At 35.5% G+C, this 21,037-nt stretch carries 8 protein-coding genes; all 8 read right to left on the bottom strand.

All coding sequences use genetic code 4. The annotated features are described in order from the left end of the window. Window positions 1–3,195: lipoprotein 17-related variable surface protein (locus EXC55_RS03305; protein WP_129623245.1), on the bottom strand; the 3,195-nt coding region annotated here is incomplete at its 3' end. Window positions 3,196–4,008: 813 nt separating this feature from the next. Next, entirely contained in the window at window positions 4,009–10,581 is a 6,573-nt protein-coding gene (locus tag EXC55_RS03300) for a lipoprotein 17-related variable surface protein (RefSeq protein ID WP_129623244.1), read from the bottom strand. A gap of 576 nt (window positions 10,582–11,157) precedes the next feature. Beyond that, a complete protein-coding gene (locus EXC55_RS03295) occupies window positions 11,158–11,715 on the bottom strand; it encodes a hypothetical protein (RefSeq protein WP_129623243.1) in 558 nt (185 codons plus the stop codon). After that, complete coding sequence (locus tag EXC55_RS03290) at window positions 11,639–13,972, bottom strand: hypothetical protein (RefSeq protein WP_129623242.1); 2,334 nt, start codon at window positions 13,970–13,972, stop codon at window positions 11,639–11,641. The genes EXC55_RS03295 and EXC55_RS03290 overlap by 77 nt, the downstream gene beginning before the upstream one ends. Window positions 13,973–14,072: 100 nt before the next feature. Further along, window positions 14,073–14,285 carry a hypothetical protein gene (locus tag EXC55_RS03285; RefSeq protein ID WP_129623241.1) on the bottom strand — a complete coding sequence of 71 codons (213 nt, stop codon included), beginning with the start codon at window positions 14,283–14,285 and terminating at the stop codon, window positions 14,073–14,075. A 47-nt stretch (window positions 14,286–14,332) separates the two neighbouring features. After that, complete coding sequence (locus tag EXC55_RS03280) at window positions 14,333–17,182, bottom strand: lipoprotein 17-related variable surface protein (RefSeq protein ID WP_165001871.1); 2,850 nt, start codon at window positions 17,180–17,182, stop codon at window positions 14,333–14,335. A gap of 325 nt (window positions 17,183–17,507) precedes the next feature. Further along, entirely contained in the window at window positions 17,508–20,345 is a 2,838-nt protein-coding gene (gene secA / locus EXC55_RS03275; RefSeq protein ID WP_456299099.1) for a preprotein translocase subunit SecA, read from the bottom strand. A gap of 85 nt (window positions 20,346–20,430) precedes the next feature. Then, the gene (locus EXC55_RS03270; RefSeq protein ID WP_129623238.1) at window positions 20,431–20,895 is read right to left on the bottom strand and encodes a hypothetical protein; all 465 of its coding nucleotides are present in this window, start codon (window positions 20,893–20,895) and stop codon (window positions 20,431–20,433) included. Between the last annotated feature and the right edge of the window lie 142 nt (window positions 20,896–21,037).

Here is a 21,037-nt window from a genome sequence, read left to right as displayed (position 1 = left end):
ACTACCTTTAAAAATGTCAGCTCAAAACTCTGTAATTTCCAAGTTGATGTTGTTGGCAGCAAAGTCGTAAGGAGCATTAGCTTTGCTTCAAACAAAGGTCGGAAAAACAGACCATTGTGCTAGATTATTGTTTTGATTTGGGTTTGCCAAAAGGTTTTGCTTATTCGGAACTTCTACACTAAGCGAGGCAGCAAGTTTATTTAAGGCCACTGTGGTAGCGCTTTGGAAACCAGTGAGCGTAAAAGTTTTAGTAAGTTCTGTGGTACCGGCAAAATCGTTAGCAAGTGCTACTTCGAGTGTAAGTGTACCAGTTTGGTCGTGTGGAGTTAAATTTTTAATTTTAGCTCTGCGATCTTTGAGGGCACTAAAGTCACTATAAGCAGCTTCGTTTGCTGTTCATAGTATTAATTGCTCAGGTTGAACTTGACTTGGTTTAGTATTACTTGGATTTCTATTAAAAGTAACTCTAGTAATTGCTGCTAATTCTTCGGCGGCAACTTGACTAAAAGTTCTAAAGTAATTATTGAATGTTATTTCTTTAGTAGCACTTAAGGTTGGGTCTTGCTTGTTAGTAAAAGTAACACTAACTACAAAGGTGCCACTGTCAGGGTCGGTGCTACTAATTTGATAAGCAACATCAAAAAAGTTTTCTCAGTCGGCAATTGTGCTAAGTGCTCCTACTTTTTGCAAAATTAAGTCATTACTTTCAAGTTGGTAGGCCACAGCTTTCGTGCGGTCAACACGGTCACTGAAACTAAAGTTTTCATTAGTCACAGCGGCAATTAATTGAGTTAACATTCGTTTAGTAGTAGTTGTTAAGTTTGTTAACGCAAAACGTTTTTGTTGCGCAAAGTTATTGATTGTGGCGGTAATAATAATTGTAAGTGTGCCAGCATTATCATCAACATTTTCAAAGGTATAACTAAGTTTAATGTCAACAGCTGGAGCACCCTCAGGTGTTGGGTTGGTGCTTGTATCCAAAGTCAAAATTGTATCATGTTCTTGGTCTCATGTTTGCAAGGCTGAAACTGTTTCTGAAGGTAATGCTTCTGAATCGTTAATTTTTATGCCTTTAATTTCATTTAAGGCTCGTTCAAGTAGGTGATTGTAATAAAGATCTGCAGGCGCAAAGCCAGCTACACTTACACCTGTTCGAGTTTGTGTTGCAGTGTAGGTTTGTTCTGCTTGTGAATTCGAGTAACTAAGAACAACGTCAAAGAAAACCAAGCCATTAGCGTCATCAGCGCGAAAGTTAGTTAAATTGAGCTTTAAGTGTGTGTCAGGATTCACAAAAGGTTGTTCATCAACACCAAATGGTTGAAATCTTTGCTGAAGTTCTGGACTTGCAACAATTTGGGAAGGTAAAAAGTTTTGTGCAGACTTTTGTTCAGGAGCATTTCATTTAAAGGCTGCTAGTTGTCTCATCGCTGAATTCACTGCATAAGTTTGCTTAGTTTCTAACTGTGAAATTTTAAAAGTTTTTTGTGTAGTTGCACTAAAGTCGCCGGCAATAAATTTAACTTTAAAAGTGACAGTGTCGACAAATTCATTGGCAACTAAATCAACAACTTCATAATTTAAAACTGAGTCAAAAGTAAGTTTTTGTCCATCACCGTTCAAAAATGTTAACTTGCTAGCAATAAAGTCGGCTAAATTCGATTGTGTGAAAAATTCATACTGCTTAGTACCTTCGTAATTGATTTCAACTGCTTGTTTAGCAGCATTATTCACAAGTTGTTCAAGTTGGTGATTTGTTTGTGTTTGTAAACCGGTTAAGAATAAAGTCTTTGGACTTTGAATGTTAGGGAAATTTGTATTGCGAAGGAAAAAGTTAACTGCAATTTGACCTTGCTGGTCTTTTGGTTCGATGTTAGCTGGTTCAACTACTAATTTAAAATCATTATTATTGTTGTACTGTGTTGCTGATAATTCATTATTATCGATAACAAAAATTAGGTTTTGCACAATTTCTTGTTGATTAAAACTTGATGGTAAGTTGTTTGGAAATTTTGCGGCTAATTCGTCAACCACTTTAGCTGCAGTAATTTTATTTAATTCTGTAGCTAAAATTTCATAGTCTGCAGTCTCTTTGGTTTTAAAACCTTCAACAATAAAATCTCTTGAAGCTGTCGCTTGGCCTTTAGTAAGAGTCACAGTAACTTTTACACTGCCATCCGTAGAAGTTGGTTCCGCCACAATTGTCTTGGTGATTAAATTAAGAGCAACTTCATTGTTATTTTGGTCAATAAGTAAAAAGTTGTCATTTGGATTGTTATTGATTGCCTCAGCAACTCTGATTTTACTTTTGTCGGTGCGATAATCTACTTTCGCAATATCTTGTTTAAATGTTGAATCAACTAATTCTTTGTCTGCATCAGCTTGTGTTTTAAAACCAGACAATTTAAATTTGCGTGTTTCTGTTTGGTAAATTTCGTTCATATTAGCGACTTTTAGTTGCAAGTTAACTACCAATAAGCCATTAACATCGCTACTTTCGTTTCGATCAATTGCAAAAACCGGAGTAATAGTTGAAGTTTGATCTTGATACAATTCACTAAAACTAACAAACTGACCCGCATCTGTAAACTGGCCAAAACTAAAATCAGCATCACTTACTGCTGAAGGTAAAATTTCTTTTTCGTTTTTAGTATAAACAACTTGATTTTTAGGATTTTTGATTAGAGTATCTGCAAATTCATTTAAGTTTTGACTTGCTTTTTGTTCAACTTTAAAGCCAGTAAAAAGTTCTTGTCATTCAAATGTTTGTTTAATAGTTTGGTCGTTTTTACTTCTAATCGTTAAAATTAGACGCGCAGATCCAAGCTCTACAAAATATTCGTCAGGTTTAAAAGCAAAAATCACTTCATATTCAGGATAAGCTACTTCAAAATTAACACTTGTACCGTTTGATGTGTTTTCGTACAATTTAAAATTACTAAGTTTTGCTTCGTTTAAGCTAATTTCATTTAATTTTTGGTTTGGAATTTCACTTTGGTACTTAATAGTAAATGAATTGGTTTCAAAATTTGTCTTAATAATCGTTTGCAATTCATTACTAATTTGTGTTTGTTGATTAGTTTTGATTTGATTTTCGTTTTGTTTTTTAACTAGAGTGTAAGTTGTACCGCTAATTCCTCCTGAGAGCGCAAGAATGCTGCCAATAACTCCAAGAGAAACAATTTTCTTTCTGGACATAAGTACTCCTTTAGTCAATTTTATTTAGTTACTTGTATTACTAATATTTATATATACAAAATATACTGTTTTATTACACATACGTTAATGAAATAGTTAAATTAAAAAATCTTTAAATATATTTTATGGTTTTATTTTTATTTTTCATTCCGGAAATTTTTAGATGTTCTTTTCGCAAAGTTTAAAACCTATATTCTCTCCGATAGGTATCAGTATCATTGGGTGTTCTTCAGAGTTTGATCTTATATGTACGTATTAAAGAAACTTTAACAATACTTTCTTCGTAACCTCAATTAATTCCGCGATCATTATCAGGATCGGGTAAATTAGTGTATTTGTAAACCAGTGTTTGTAATTTTTCAAGGATTTATTATTTCTTCAAAAATTTCTTGGCCAATTTCATCAAGTTTTTTAATTGTTAGAGTTCATCTGTTTCTATAGTTTAAAATGCATCTGCAAAAATTATATTTTGTTTTATTCGGGTGAACAATTATGCGTGAAGGAAACTTATGAATTCAAAATTTTTTGTGCGGTTGCATTTGAAAGATCAAAATCATCAATGGTAAAAGTAAATGTTTTAACTATTGAACCGTCGCGCAATTACACAATTACATCGAGTGAACCGGTTTCATAATTTTTTTGTTCGATTTTATTTAACAAAATTTTGAGTTTAATTTTATTTTATTAATTGTTAGCAAATAGTCTTTTTCCTTACGATTGAAAATTTTCAGAACTATTGTTTATTCAGGCAAAATTTTAAAAAAAACACACACAAATTTTGTGTGTGCTGACAAACTTATTGGTTTGTTTGCGTTAATCTTTATTTGGTTTCTGAATTTTAGTATCAAACTCAACGTTACGATATGCATAAACTGGGCTCATATAACTACGTCATCCAAATTTACCTTCGTAACTATCAAAATTAGATGGATCAGGTGAAAGTTGTAATTCCACATCTGGTCCTGAGAAATCTTTTCAATCCAGTGTGTCTTGTGCAACAAAGTATCCAATATGGTAAATTTCATTATATAAAAAGGTAGCTGTGTAATAAATTTGCAGAATTGGTTTGCGTTCACCATTTGGTAAAGTAAGATGCGTAGCAACCAGTTTTTGAAATCTGATTCATGCTGTGTCAACATTGATGCCTTCGCCTGACACTGGATCGCTAAGGTATTTTCCTTCGCCGAAATATTCGTCTCTCCCAAAGAATTTATTAAGCGCAAAAGGAACAGGTGAAGCAGGTTGACCAGTTTCAAGGTCAAGTTCGTTCGTATACTTGCCAGTTCCTCACAAAGTCACTCTCTCAGAATCACCTTGCCAATCAGTTACGTCAAAAACACCAGGCAATAAGTGTCAGTGGTAGCTATCGTTGTCATTTATAGCGGCATTTTTAGGAAGAAACTTAATTCTTAGTGAGTAAAGCGCATTCTCATTGCGACCTTCATTTAGATTTTGGTTACGCAATTTCTCAATAAATTCCACAGGACTAAGTTCTGTTGGTTCGTTTTTATCTTTTGTCCGAATGATTTTAGTAGGTAACTCCGTGTTAGTGTCAGTTAAGGTGTTAAATATATTGTTTTCGTTGGTGTCGGAATGAAAACCCACTAACGCAGTCGACCAGTTGGCAAGATATACATTTTTAATAGTTACGCCCGAATCTACACTTAATCAGCCTGGCGTTTTGAACTGGAATGCAAAATGAAAAATTTTAACTCGATCATATGGTGGTGAGTAAGATAAACCTCCGTTAAGTGCCATTTCATAATCAGCGCGTGAAGCAAATAATAGGATCTCAGGATAAAGACTTGTATTTTTTGCAAAAATGAAATAACCAGCATCTCATGGATTAACGTTGTTTTGGTCTGGATTTCGGAAGGTTAAGACTCAATTATTACGATTTTGTTCCGCTAAAGATTCCTCAATGGTAATTTGACTTTGATTTTCACCCATATAGTTAAGATCGTCAATTAATTCTAATTTCTCCATACTTTCTTGGTCGTTTAATTTAAAACCACTTAATTCACAAACAACTTTAGTTGTAACATTGTTTATAGTTAAATTGATGTTTGCTACTAATTTGCCTTCCACAGATTCAGCACGATTCCAACTATCAAAAGTAATTGTCGCCCCAGTTTGAGCAATATTGTTGTTATTGAGTAATTTGATAAGTTGGTCCTGACCATTTTTAAAGTAGAATAAATTCTCTGGTTGATAGCTTGAGTTATGGCTATTTTCATTTAGTAAGTCTATAAATTCACTCGGAGTGAAGTAATAAAAATCTAAATGCGCTTGGTCTTGGAAAAGCGCTTTTGTGTCTAGACTAGCTTTGCGAATTTGTTCTGTTCATAAAGCAGTTAATTCGGAAGGAAGCGCCAAGCGCGGTTCGCCAAGTTCAAATTGAACTTCATTTGTATCTGTCATTTCAATTGCTTGAATTTCGAAAGAAGCTTCTAAACGAGTCAGTGATGGATCTGTTCTTAAAGAATTCAATTCAATAGAAATACCTTTTTGTCTAAAGTAATCATTATTAAGTAATTTTATTAAGTTGTTATTTGCATCCTGCACATAAATGAAATTTTCGATTTGATAAAGTGCATCCGCGCTATTATTGTGTAAAAGGTTAAGGAATTTTTCTGGCGTAAAGTACTTAAGACCGCCAGCGGCTTTTACAAGAGGTAGTTCAGCGGCGGTTTCCCAAGAAAATTTAACCTTGCGGTTGTTAAAAAGTCTTTGAAGTTCTTCGAATTCAGCTCGTACTTGTTCTGCGTTAGCAAAACCATCAAAAGTGAAGTTAAGTTCACGCATATAGGTGCCAACTCGTAACACAACGACAGCTGTAAGTTGTGTTTGTGCCACGGGATCAGCATCACTTGTCGGCGTGATTCAATTGCGGAAAGTAAAGTGAATTCCATGTTCAGCGAGTTTTTGGTTTCCTAATAATTGAGCTAGATTATAAGTAGGTGTAGTCAAACGAATGATATCAACACTTCTATAACCGGCGTGATTAGCATATTCGTTGAAAATTCGAACAAATTTTCGTGGTGTATAAGATGCTAAAGTACCTTGTTTATTTAATTCAGGCGCACTAGTTGTGTTTAATTGTGCGTGGTAAGACAAACTTAATCAGTAATCAAAAACACTTTGGTCGGTCCCAAAAATATCATCTAAGTAAATGTCTTTGGTTTCTGATTCTAAGTTATAAACTGTATCAACTAATTTGATTGTAAAAATAATTTTGTCATTGGCAGTGTCATAAGTTGTGTTTGTAAGTACGATAGCAAGATCTTGAGGCAGTTGGTAATGATCAAAATTATTTTGGTAGAACAATTGCACATCTTGGAAAAAGTCCACTTGGTGATTAAATAACCCTTGCGCTGGTGTGGTACCTTTGTATGTAGCGAATCTACCAATTTTATTGAGGTTAGCTGCTAATTCAAGGCGTTTGAATTCAAGCAGTGTTAAAGGTACATCAGGTTGATTTTGTGGGTTGGTTTCAGAAGTATTCACGGCGTTAAAGCCAGTAAGTTCAAAATATTTAGTGCGTACGAAGTCGTCTTTGCGAATAGCTATCGCAAAGAATAAGGTTCCGGTTTGATTGTCGCTAGTTAAGTTTTCATAAGCGACTGTAAAACCATCTTGCGCTAAAGCTTTAAGATCAACTGGTTGGTTGTTTTGGTTAACAAAAGTTAACAACTCATTAGCAAAGAAATTTTCTCTTAGTGTTGCTTCCACTGTACTTGGTCAAAGTGTTTGCTTGTGTGTGATAGTAGCCGTTAGGTTAGTCAAAATTGTTTCGGCACGGTGTTGTGCTTGCGTTTTAAAACCATTGATTTGAGTTGTGAAGGTAAAGTTAATGTTGGTGTTGACTACAACCAAGTTTTGTTTGTAAGTAACACTACTAGTGTCATCGTGTGGAATTAATTCAGCTGGACCTGCAAGAGCAAAGTGAGCACTTGGTACATATTGTGTATCACCATTTAATAATGTGAAAGTGTTATTTTGTTGGTTTCGCACCGCTTGACTTGGCAAAAAGTCACTTGCAGTGCCACTAAAATGTGCTCGTAAGTTAGCTTTTTCACGAGCAATTACATCTGCTAAGCGTGCAAATCCTGCTATTTTAAAGGTGCGTTGGTCAGATCAAATATTTTGACGACCTAGTTGAACAACTAAAGTTAAAATTCCATTTTCAATATCAAGTGTTGGGGTTGCTTGCACTTGTAACGAATTTGCTTCACTAGTCAAGTTCAAGACTTGACCGTTAGTTGTTCACGCTAAGTTAAGTTCACGATCTCAACTTTCTTTGTTAAAAGGCATTGTTGGGTTGAGTAAGGTGTTACTTTTGTTCGCAGCATCAATATTAAGTTGCGCAAGTAATTGGTTGAGTTCTAGTTTTTGTGCACTATAAAAACCACCTAAACTTAAGGTTTTTGTTAATTTATTACCATTGTCACCAGTTGGAGTTGCGCCTTGATAAGTTAATGGCACGGAAATTGTAGCTGTTACTTCATTGCGTGCTTCATTTGCTTCAAGCGTTTCAATTGTTGGCACTAAACCAAAAGCTGCCAAAACACTTGCTTGATATTTATTAGTATTGGTTCAAAGTTCAAATCAACTTTTGTGCGCGGCCGCCTGTGTAGCAGTGAACTCATTAGGCACACGATTTTCGCTTAATTTCAGTGCAGTAATTGAATCGAAAACTTCGTGGGCAAAGGCTGCAAAAGTTTTAAAGCCAGTGAATGTTAACGCTTTGGTTTGGCGTAGGTTTGGTTGATTGATTGGTCAAAAACTCACTGTCACAACCACAGCGCCAGCATTAGCATCACGCTGTGTGATTGTGTAACTAACGTCGAAGTCATCTTTGTATTCACCAAGAATATTGGTGAAAATGTCATCTTTAAAGATTAAATCAGTATCAGCTAACACTAATGGTGAAGTTACTTCTTTGTCAATAGTAGCACTAAAGGCAACGCTCTCAGTGGTTGTTGCGGCAACAAGTTTGTTCAAAAGATTTTGGTTGAAAGTTGTAAAACCTGTAAGTGTGAAAAGCTTTTGGGCGCTGAAGCTATTTTTAGTCGCATGCACATAAATTTGCAATTGGCCAGTAGTCTCATCGAAGTTGCGCACACTAAAACTTAATGTCACATCATTTGGTGATTGGTAAGTAGTAGTTTGTTGTTCGTCACGATAAAGTTTAATAACTGTTCTTGCTTGAGTTGGATCGGCAACAATTGCGGCGGCTTGCGAGGCTAACATTGCATAATTAGTAAAAGCAACAGTTTTAATTTGTGCTAATTCATTTTGTAAGAAGTTAGTGTAGAAACTATTGCTGGTAGCAAAACCATAAACTTCAAAGTTTTTAGTAATGCTCTTTGCGACACTGTCGCCTTCGCGATAATTAAAGCGCGTTTCAAAAGTAACAGCACCTTTCTTATCGTCAAAAAGGAAATTAATCGTGGTGATTGTAAGGTGTTGATTTTGGTTCTCGAAAACTTGACCATTTGGTTGGTAGGCAACAAAACCTTTGCGTAATTCAAAGTCGCTAACCACTTCTGATGGTAAGTGGGCGCTGGCTGGACTTTGGTCTGGCGTGTTTCATTGATAATAACCTAATGAGTTAGCCGCTTGTGTAAGTACATAATCTTGGCGAGTCTCTAAATTATTGATTGTTAATTCTTTTGTTTCCAGTGCAAAATCATCATAACTAACACGTAATTTAAAAGTAACACTCTCATGGAAAGGACTAGGATTAAAAGCGACTACTTCATAGTTTAAAGCAGAATCGTAACTTAACAATTGATTATTACTATCAAATGCTTTGAGGTTGTTGAGTATTAAAGTAGTTAAAGTTGCTTGGTCAAGCGCAAGAAAGTGCTGATAATCTTTAGAAAGTGGAAATTCAATGTGGTCAAGAGCATGCACTCAAGTTGTGATTGCTTGTTCTTTTTCTAGCTTATTTGCGGTTTTGAACCCACTTAAAGTAAAAGTTTTGACTTCACTTTTGAGTTGACCGTTGTCAAAATTCGTGTTAGTAAGATAAAAATCAACTAAAAGTTGGCCATTTTGATCAACAGGACGCATTGCTGTTTTTTCAACATTAAGTTTAAAATCATTATTGTTGTTGTACTGAAGAATTGTTTTTTCACTCTCGTCAACACTAAAAATTAAGTCTCCCAAAATGAGATCTAAGTCAAATTGCGAAGGCAATTTTTGTGCGAATTGTGTTTGTAAATCTGCAGAAACGCGTACTCTAGTGAACTTATCAAGTTCAGCCGCTAAGCTTTCTTCTTGCACGTTCCGTACAGTTTTAAACCCTTCAACAAGGTAAGTTTTAGTTCTAGTCACATTATTTTTGCTTAAAGTCAAATTAATCTTTATGCTACCAGCAGTAGCTGATGTTTCAAGCACTTCTTTGGTTGCAAGTACATCAGCAGGTAAAACTACTGGTTGGTTTTGGCTATCATATAAACCAAAATTATCCAATTCTGTTTGTGCTTGAGCTACTAAGACCTGATTTTTAGTTTCTGAAATGTAGTCCAAAGTTTGAATTGTTGTTAAAAGTTGTTCAAGTTGTGCGCCGTCTGCATCAGTTTGTGTTTGAAAACCTGAAAGTTTAATTCATTTGACTTTAGTTTCATAACCAGTAGCTGGAATTTTTAGTTGCAGAGTAACTGCAAGTTCACCTGTGCGATCGTTACTTTTTGCTTGATCAATACCTAAAACTGGGATGATGCCACCTGTTTGATCACCGTAAGTTGTACGAAAGTCTTCGAATGTATTTGTTGCCGTAGTAAAACCAAACACAAGTTTTGTAGCAGAGGCTTGTGAAGGTAAAATCTTAGCAACATCGCCATCATAGACTACTGTAGCAGCAGGGTTAGTTAACAGATTATCCGCAAATGTTGGTAAGTCTGTTGAACTGGTTTGTTCAACTTTGAAACCGCTAAAAAGTTCTGGTCATTCAAAAGTTTTTGACACGTTGTGATTTAGTTTGTTGGTGATGGTAATAATTAACTTTGCCTTACCTAGAGCAACATAAAACTCGCTTTCTTTAAAAGCAAAAGTAACATCATAATCAGGATAAACTTGTGTAAAAACAGTCGCAACTCCGCGATCATTCGTAATCAATAATTGGAAATTATTGAGATCAGCTTCAGCAAGACTGATGTCAGCCAATTTTTGTGTTGAATTTGTTGGAGTATAAATTACATTTAAAACATCCATTTGGGTGTTAGTTTGTAATTCATTTTGTAGCTGTTGTTCAACATTATGTTGTTGCGCAAGTTGAGTTCGATTTTGCACAAGTTTGTATGTACCAGCACTAATTCCGCCTGAAAGTGCTAAAATTCCGCCAATAACTCCAAGTGTGATAATTCTTTTTCTTCCCATAATTACTTCTCTTAAGCATTTATTCAAGAGCCATTTATAGATTAGTTTTTGTCAAGAAAACTATCTTTTTTTGTAAATAGAAGGTTAATTAATACGAATCATTTCTTTTATTTTATTATAAATAAATAGTAATTTAGCAAATTTTAGAAATAATGCTTACAGCTTAATTAATAAACGCAAAATTTTTAATTTCAAATTAAAAAACACAAATTGTTTAGGAGTGTTCTTGAAACTCAAACTAAAGCTTAAAAGTATGTTGTCTTTTATGTTACTTTTTGTTTTTTTGTTTTTACAAACAAACTAAATACGTTTGCTTTGTTTAGACTTGTTTGTTACAAGAGTCGCTCTGTTATAGTTAAAAAACATTTTTGTAGGTGTGCTTTTCTCGGCAATCTTTATTTACTGCTCAATCACAAAGCAAAACAATAACTTTTATGTGTTTAGTTGTAATTTTTTTAGATAAAAACCACGGATTTATCCGTGGTTGTTTACAAATGAGTAAGTTGTTGTTGTTTTACAACTTGTAATCTAGAAACACACGCTAATAATTTTCATATGTTTTTGGGTTGGTTTTGCTTAATGTCGATATCATCTACGCTCTATCGGTTTTGTGTCAACATTAAAAGGTTGATCTTCAAGAACATCCGCTAAATATTGACGCAATCCATATTCGCCATCAATTTCATCAAGCGCAACTGGATCAGGTGAAAGTTTTAATTCTACATCTTCACCGTCAAAATCTGCTCAGTCCCGATCATCCTGCGCGATGAAATAAGCTGTGTGGTAACTATTATTGAATGAAAAAGTGACTGAAAAATAAATTTTAAGCACAGGAACTCGTCGTGGCAAGTTAGCATAATCAAGGTGTGAGGCAACAAGTTTTTGAAATCTGATGTAAGCGTTTTTGATTTCAATTTGATTATCCGGGTTGTTTCGATCTTGAAGTGTAACATTAGAGTTAGAGAAGAAATTATGTAAAGCGCTTGTAACATTGGCGTTATTACTGAGTGGAGTTACGATTCAATCACCAATATTGGCACTACGCACGCTGCCACTGCTAAGAAAAGTTATTTTTGGTTTGTAAACAATTGGAGCATCTGGATCAGCATCGTGTTGGTGCCTTATTTTTTTCAATGAATTCAACTGGACTGATTTGGTCAGGTTCGTTATCATAAAGCGAACGAACAATTCCTTCAAGAGGTAACTCTGTACTTGGGTCTCAAGTTTTAAAAATATTTTTTGTACTTGTTTCGTTGGGAGCAAAAGCAACTACGGCTCTAACTCAATTACTTTGAAATGATTCTTTAATAATTTTACCTTCTGGACTATCTAGTCAAGCGGGAATTCTAAAGTTAGAAAAAGGAAAGTCTTTACTTGGACTATTAGCTGCCGAATTGACCGCGATATGCATAATACTGTCACTACCTACAACTTCTGGTCGGATAAAATATCCGTGTGCTCATGGGTTTGTGATTGTTTCAGTTTGGTCGGAATCGGTTTGGAGTGTTAATTGTCACAATTCCCGATTATTTTCGGCTGTTGCTTCGTGAATTGTTAAGTTTTCGGATTCGTAACCAGTATATCTTAGACCGATGATTTGTGTAAGTTTATTGTTTTCTTCCTCACTATTCAAAGCAAAACCATCAAGTTCTCAAGAGAATTTTGTGCCAAAGTCTCGGGTACCTGGGGGAGCATCTACGTACCTGAATTCAAATTCACCAACGAGCTTGCCGCCAATTGATGCTTGTGTGTTTCAGCCTTTAAAGGTAATGTTAATACCAGTGACTTTTCTACTTTCATTATCAAGTAATTTGTAAGTTTCGTCAGAATCACTTGGACTGAAGTAGAACAAATTCTCTACACTAAATGCTGGTTCATCGCGATGCGAGTTTAACAAATCGATAAACTCTTGTGGTGTGTAATTAGCTAATGATCCGCGCTCCAAAATTGGTGTAAGTGCTTCTAAATTAAGTTTAGCGTTTCGAATATTGGCGCTTCATAAGCTAAGCAATTGCATAATCTGTGAAAATGACCTAAATTCTTTTTTCACAATTTGTTCAGCGTCGCCCACGCTAAGTTTGAAAATAGCAACCGCAGTTTTAGAACTAAAGTAGGGAAGCGAAGTGTCTTCTTCTTCTCAACCTTCTAAAGTGATTTTTATACCAGATGCTGTAATCCCATCATTCTGAAGTAAATTTCTATGTCCAAATGATTTAGCAATACTGTCACCTGAAAGTGAAAATAAATATTCTAATTCTGAATTAACAGCAGCAGTATTTTGGTTTCACGCTTTGATAAAGTTACGCGGCATGAAATATTCAATACCGTGTTGTTCTTCAACTATTGATAAGTAAAAAGGAGTAAAAGAAACATTTTTAATTTCTTGTGTTCAAAATTCAAACAATTTGTTTGGTCTTGCGAATTGTGCAAAACTAACTTGCACAGTTTCAGTGAGATCGGCCACACTCAGAGTGAAATTTGCCACTACTGTTCCATTAGTTGAAAGTGTTTTGTCTCAACCAGCAAACGAAATTGTAACCCCAGATTGTTCGAACTGTTTATTCTTGGTAATTTCAATTAAATTGTCATTTGTATCACGAATAGAAAAAATTGGTGTACGTGCAGAAGCTGGATTGCCAGTCTCTTCTGTTTCCATCAAATTAATGAAAGCTTCCGGTAGATAATAACCAAACAAGTCAGTGTTGCGAAAAAGAGTGCTGCCAAGCTGTGCTGTTTGCGATTTTTGTGTTCAAGTGTCAACGAGTTCAATTGGCGTAGCAAACCCGCTAAAGTGAATTTGAATTTTTTTGGTCGTCTCGGAGAGACCAAGCACTAAATTAGCAATCACTTCATTGCCGCTGGTACTTCAGTTGTCAAAGGTAATATCAAAACCAACACGAGTAAATTCTTGGTTTTCAAAAAGTTTGACTACTTGGTTTTGTGAATTAGTCACATAAATTAAATTTTCCGGTTGGTAAGCTGGTTCATTTGCATGTGATGTTACGAGGCCAACAAAACCTTCAGGAGTCAAGTTAGCAAGACCGCCTTGCGCTGCGGGTATGGCACTAACATCAAGAGTTGCAGTTTGCAGTTTTGGTTTTCAGAGGTCAAAAATTTGCGGTATTTTGCCAAAACCAACAAAACAACCCTCAACAACTACGGAAACACCATCAACTTGTGCATTCAAATGAAGACATATATGTTCAGCATCAAATTCTTCACGTTCTCACCTTACAAAGGAAAAGGTAATTCCAGCTGCAGTAGTCATTTGATTATTATTTAGCAGCACTAACTGACCTTGCTCATCTGGGATAAATAATCAGTTTTCTGGTGCGTATTGACTTTGGTCGGCGAGTTCATCTCAGTATGCTAAAAATTCTATAGCTGTCATTTTATCAAGACCACCCCCGCGCTTGGACAAATGGTAAGTCGTTCACTTTGATTACGTTAGATTCGAGATCTTCTAGTTTAAGTTTTCAAAATGAAAGCAGCTATACTGGTGAATTAAGTCCAGATAATGTGATTAGAAAATCATGGACATACGTACCAACTTTTAACTCAATTACCGCTTGGAATTTACCTTCCGCATGATCTGGGGTGTTAGTGTCGGGAAGTTGCCAATTTTTGAAACTAAAGTGAATGCCACGAGCTTCGAGCGTTTGGTTTTCTAATAGTTGTGTTGTAGGATCTTGTGTGTTAGTCACACGCAGAATATCTTGTGGGCGATAACCTTCAGCGTTGTTGTATGCTGCTAGTTTAGATAATAAATTATGTGGCGTAAAAAACTTAATTTACCCAACTTATTGAGTTCAACTGCACTAGTAAGATCTAGTTTACCTTCCAGATTCAAATTCGAATAGTAATTAAAAATAGTTTCATCGGTACCAAATTGTTCATCTAAACGAATTCTTTTCGCAGCAGAACTTAAATTTGCTTGACGATCAACTAACTGGATCGTAAAGAAAATCACCGGTAAGTTATCAATTTGTTCGTAGGAAGTGTTGACTAATACTAATTCCAAACCTGCGGGCACTTGGTATTGGGTGTTAAATTGGTTATTGACCAAACCAACATCTGTAGAAAAGTTAATAAATTCCTTCCTGGTGGCAGTAGCAGGCATTTTGCCTTGGTAGCGCGCTTGTGTGCTAATTTTAGCTAGTTCAGCATCTAATTTTTGTTGCACTTGTGTTTGCGTTAACGGAGTCAAACCTGTTAAGGTCATCAATTTTTTGGCACTGTAGTTACCTTTGCTAAGCACTACGAAAAATTGCACTTGCCCTGTTAAATCGTTAGTGGTGACAACTTCAAAGCTGAGCTCGAAGTTTGTTTTAGGTTCAAATACAGTTGTTTTAGCTGCGTCTTGATAAAGTGTCAAAAAGTTGTGCACTTGGTTTGGATTGCTAATGAGTGCCGCCGCAGCTGTAGCGCTCATGTCGTAATTATTGACAGCGCTAGTTTCAATTTTGGCTAATTCACTTTGTAGTAAGCCTGCGTAATATGTATTGGTTTGTGCAAACCCACTAACTTGGAAGTGTTTGAGTTGACTAAATGTGGTTGCCTCTCCACCTTCGCCTGGACCTTGGTATTTAATTTCCACATCAAAGTCAACTTGCCCGGTGTCATCGTTAGCACTAAAGTTAGTTAGTGTGAGTGAAATTTCTTTGCTGATACCTTCGACCAACTGTCCGTTAGTTTGGTAAGGTGCAAATCAACTTTTGAAAGTAGAACTAGCAATTATTTGTGAAGGTAAATGTGTTTGTGGTTGTGAATTATCTTGTGGAACTCATTGGTAGTAAGCTAAAGTCTTTTGGGCTTGACTTATAATGTAGTCTTTGTATGGTTCCAAATTAGGAATAGTTAAAGGCTCGCTTTGCGCGCTAAAGTTTTGGTAACTAACTTTTAATTTAAATGTAGCTTGTGTGTCATAAGGATTAGCACTAAAATCAATTAATTCATAGTGTAAATCAGCATCGCGAGCAAGTAAATTGTTGTTAGCATCAAACATTTTGATGTTATTTAGTACTAATTCTTTTAATTCGTTTTTACTTAAAGCGTTAAAGTTCAAATAATTTTTTGGTAATGGGAATTCAATATGGTCAAGCGCTGCAGTTTGGGCTACAATCGCTTCTTTTTGTGCACGTAAAGCTGTTTTGAAACCAGTTAGTACAAAAGTTTTAGCTTCACTTTTGAGTTCACCTGAAGCTATGTTAGTAAGGTAAAAACTACCACGTAATTCACCAGTTGTATCATTTGGTTGGGAAGCAGTTAAATCTACGTGAAGAGCAAAATTATCGTTATAGTTATATTGCGTTACACTTTGTTCAGTGTTGTTGATAGTAAAAATCAAACTTGAATCTAAACCATTCAAATTAAATTTTGAAGGTACTTGGCTAGCAAATTGCGCTTGCAAAGAGTCGGGTACACGTACTTTTGAAGCATCAAATTTAGCAAGTTCAGCTGCTAAAGCTTCTTCTTCCACGGTTAAAACAGTGCGAAAACCATTAATAATGAATATTTTTTCTGCATTTACACCATTTTTACTCAATGTTACTTTAATTGCGACACTACCGTCAGGAACAGCAGTTTCTTCAGCAACGGTTTTAGTAACTGTGATGCTTTCTGGATAAACTCATGGTTCACTAGTTACAGCATACAACTCAAAATTATTAAGATCACTTTTAGCATTAGCTACCAAAGTTTTGCTCTTATTTTGTGTGTAGTCTAAGTGATCGATTGTGTTAATTAATTGTTCAAGTTCGTCTTGATCGGCACTTGCTTGTGTTTTAAAACCTTCAAAGGTAAATTCCTTTGGCACTGTTTCATAACCTGTAGTTTTAACTCTTAGTTTCACTGTGCCAACTAATGTACCTGTTTTATCGTTACTTTTAGCTTGATCAATGGCAAAAATTGGCATAATTTCACCACTCTGATCGCCATAAACGGTGGTAAATTCTTCAAAACCATTGTTTTTAGTTTTAAAACCAAAAAGAAATTTTTGCGACATTACTTGCGAAGGTAAAAAGTTAGCAGCGTCATCACTGTTATAAATTACAGTAGTTGCTGGGTCGGCAACTAAACTATTTGCAAATGCATCTAAATCAGTTGTAACTGGCGTCTCAACTTTAAAACCGCTAAACAATTCTGGTCATTCAAAAGTTTTGGCTACGGGTTGCAACTGTGATTTATTTGAACTTGGATTGATTTCGTTAGTAATAGTAATAATTAATCTAGCTTTTCCAAGTGAAACATAAAATTCGCTTTGTTTGAATGCAAAACTTACTTTAAAACCAGGATGAGCATTTGTAAATTCACTCTTTACACCATTTGAGTGAACGGTAAAAAGGCGAAAGTTATTCACATCCGCTTCGTTTAAAGTGATATCACTTAATTTTTGGCCAACCACTGTTGGGACATAACTAATACTTAAGTTTTCGAATTGAGTACTGCTTTGTAATTCATTTTCCAATTGTGCAGCAGCGCTGTTTTCAACTATTTTATTGTTTTGGTGTTGCACTATTTTATAGGTACCAACACTAATTGCGCCTGAAAGCGCAAGGATGGTTCCGATTGTTCCAAGAGTTACAAGTTTTTTTCTTCCCATAATAAACCTCTTTCAATAAGCACGAAAATCTATGAATTGAAAGCTTATTTTAATTTTAAATATTAATATTTTAGAATTATATGTTATATATGTAAAATGCATTGTTTGATTTTACATACATTATCTAACTAACAAAATTTTCAAGAAACTACAGATAATGCTTTGTTATAGCTATATTCGCTACTTTCGATTGACCAATTAATTTTGTTTTGCAAAATTTAACATTGATTTTTTGATCGTTTTAACAAAAGTGTTCTAAATAAATTTAAATTTATGTAAGTGCTTTAATTTTTATAAAAAAGCAACTTTTAAAAGTTGCTTAATTTTATTTTTTGTCGTCGTAAACAAAACCAAATGGATTCGCATTAAATTTAGGTTTTGGTTTTTTCACTACTGGAGTTTCAGTTGCTGGTTGTTGGTTAGGTGTTTCTAGTTCTACTTGTGGAGTTTCTTCTAAAGGCTCAATGTTTTGTTTAGCACTATCTTGTAGAATGATTCGTTCCACGGTTACTTCTGGTTTTGGTTCAGTTTGCGGCGCAAAACTAACCTCTGGATTAACCGTTTCACTTAGTTTAACTTCAGCATCTAACTCGTGTTGTGTTTTGATTAGTTCTTGACTTAGATCATTAATTACTAAGTCAGCAACTCCGGCATTTTCAACTTTTACAGTTTGTACTTCTTGTGATACTTCTTGCGCTGCTTGTGCATTTTGTGTCACAGTACGCATATCGTTAAACATTGCTAAAATTTGTTGCTCGTGTTCTTCAATGCTGCGGTTAGGGTCACGAATTAAAATGTTGGAAATTTGTTGGAACAAAGGATCACGTAAAATTTCTTCTGGAATCAAACTGACACGACCTGTAGCATCGTTAAAGAGATTATGAACTACATCATAAGCGATGTTATCAAGCATTTTGTAAAAGTACTTAGTACCTTCGTCGGTGTAAATTTGGTAAGGATTTTTTTGTGCGTACTGCACTAAGTTAATGTTAGATCTAAGTTTATCCATTAAATCGATGTGGTTTTGTCAGTAGTTATCCGCAATACTAAGGACTAACCCTTTTTCTTTATAAATCGCCGAGTCAAAACCTAATAATTTCACCGCGTTGGTGTGTCAAAGTTCAAAAACAGTAGCAAATTTAGCGGCCAAAAATTCATTAATGTCGTTATCGTGAACTTTTTTGAGTTCTTTTGGCGTAATTAAATAATCAGGGAATAATTTGAGAAACTTTTCGTTTACAAACGTAAGCAAAGCATTATAATTCACACTTCCGTTCCGGTGACGGAATTGACTAAATTTAGCCAACTGACTAGCTACGTTTGTAGCCATTTTCTTAATAATAAAGGAAACATCATCATTAACTAAGATTAAATCTCTTTGTGCGTAGAACAAATCACGTTGTTGACGAATGACATCATCATAGTGCAAAACACTCTTCCGACTATCGTAGTTAAAACCTTCAATTTTCTTTTGGGCGTGTTTAAAGGCAAAGAGTAAGTTTTTGTTAGTGATTTCCTTGTCGCCTTCCTTAGCATAAGAAGCTTTAAATTCTTCGTAGTTAGCAAACCTTTGCATTAGTTGGTCATCAAGCGAAACAAAGAATTTTGAGGCGCCGGGGTCACCTTGCCGTCCCGAACGACCACGTAACTGGTTGTCAATTCTTCGGCTTTCAGCTCGGTCAGTACCAATCACATACAAACCGCCAAGTTCAATCGCTTCTTTTGATGGTTTGATGTCAGTACCACGACCAGCCATGTTCGTAGCAATAGTCACTGCTTTAACTTGGCCAGCACGGGAAATAATTTCTGCTTCAGAAGCATTTTGTTTAGCGTTAAGCACAGTGTGAGGAATTAATGCACGTTTCAAGTATTCATGCAAAATTTCCGAGTCTTCGATTTGGGCAGTACCAATGAGCACCGGTTGACCTTTGAGGTAAAGTTCTTTAACTTTCGCAGTGACAGCTTCTCACTTAGCTTTGTACGAAGAAAAAATGGCGTCTTCGTAGTCTTTTCGAATTAAAGGACGGTTAGTTGGCACCTGGTTAACACGCATGTTGTAAATGTCAATAAATTCTTGTTCTTCGGTTTTGGCAGTACCAGTCATGCCACAGAGTTTATTGAACATTCTGAAAAAGTTTTGGTAGGTAATAGTAGCTAAAGTTTTAGTTTCAGGTTCGATTTGCACCATTTCTTTAGCCTGCAGTGCTTGTTGCAACCCTTCTGAGTAAGCACGACCTTCCATAATCCGGCCAGTAAAAGCATCAACAAGTTCAATTTTGCCTTCACGTACAATGTATTCAACATTGTTTTTCATAATTTTGTGGGCGCGTAACGCATTTTGCATACGGTGCACAATTTCACTATTAGCAATGTCATAAAGGTTGTCAACTTTAAAATAATTATTGGCTTTCTTGATGCCATTATGAGTTAAAGAAATGGCTTTAGATTCTTCGTCAATTTCATAGTCATCTTTGTTTAAAATCCGCACAAATTGATCAGCTTGAAAGTAAAGTTTGGTGTCATTACCTTCACCACCAGAAATAATTAAAGGTGTTTTAGCTTCGTCGATGAGAATTGAGTCGGCTTCGTCAATTAAACAAAAATGGAGACCACGTTGAACTTTCTCGGCCATATTAGTAACCATATTGTCACGTAAGTAGTCAAAACCAAGTTCCGAGTGTACTGAGTAAGTAATGTCACAGGCATACGCCTTGCGCTTGTCAGCTGGACTCATTTGTGCTTTGTTGATCCCAACAGTCAAGCCCAAAAAGTTAAAGACTTGCCCCATTTCAGTAGCGTCCCGTTCGGTTAAATATTCGTTCACAGTTGAAACAATTGCACCCTTACCACTAAGTGCATTTAAATACACAGGTGCAATCGAAGTAATTGTTTTTCCTTCCCCAGTTTTCATCTCGGCAATGGAACTAAGGTCAAGCAAGGCACCACCCAAAATTTGCACGTCGAAAGGTCTTTTGTTCAACACCCGTTTGGTTGCTTCCCGGCAAACAGCAAAAGCTTCAGGGCGAATTTTTTCTAAAGTTTCGCCTGCGGCCAAACGCGCTTTGAATTGTGCGGTTTTATTTTTTAAGTCTTCGTCACTTAACTTAGCAATTAAAGGTTCATATTGATTCACCTTGCGTAACACACGCTCTGCGATTTTCATTTCAGTCGATTTAATGTTTAAGAACTTCATAACTTAATATTTTAAACTAAAAGACTGCTTCTGCTGTAGATTAGCATAAGTCTAACTAGTTTTTATCCTTTCTTGGTTGACTGGCTAGTTCGCTAACGCCTTTAAGTAAGTCAAAACGAATCCGGTAGCAAAAATCAAGTACCGCTTCACTTAGTCCACCTTGACTCATGCGAGCCGTATGTAAAAATTTGACACGAGTATGATAAGCTTTTGCTTCGAAGTCGGCAGAAAGATAACGGTGGAGCAAACGACTGCGTTGTGTTTTGGTTAAAGCGCGAAAGTTAGTTGGTGTTAAAAGTGTCATAGTAAAAGTGGTCGTTGTCGCTGGCAATTTAGGTCAACTTTGATAAATTTGCAAACCAACTGTAGTCGGCACAAATTCGCCTAAATTAACGAGTGCAAATTGCGTATATTGCTTTAATGTAGGGTTATTAGTTAAAAAATCAGTTCAAATTTTATGAATTTTAGTTAGTTCTTGCGCATCAACTTGATCACAAACAATTAAAACTTGTAAATTCATTGGTTACTTAGTATTTTCGCTAGCAAATGAACGATTTTTTAACCAATCTCAATCCTTTTTGAGCAAGAAACATTCAAAAAAGATTGCGAATTCTTCGCTTGCTAAAATTTCTTCGTAAAACACTCTGCACAAATCTTTTTGC

Origin of the sequence: Mycoplasmopsis columbinasalis, from assembly GCF_900660705.1 — a bacterium.
Taxonomy (GTDB): Bacteria; Bacillota_I; Bacilli_A; order Mycoplasmatales; family Metamycoplasmataceae; genus Mycoplasmopsis; species Mycoplasmopsis columbinasalis.
Note: the sequence above shows the minus strand (reverse complement) of the source record. Positions and strands in the feature narration are given on the sequence as shown.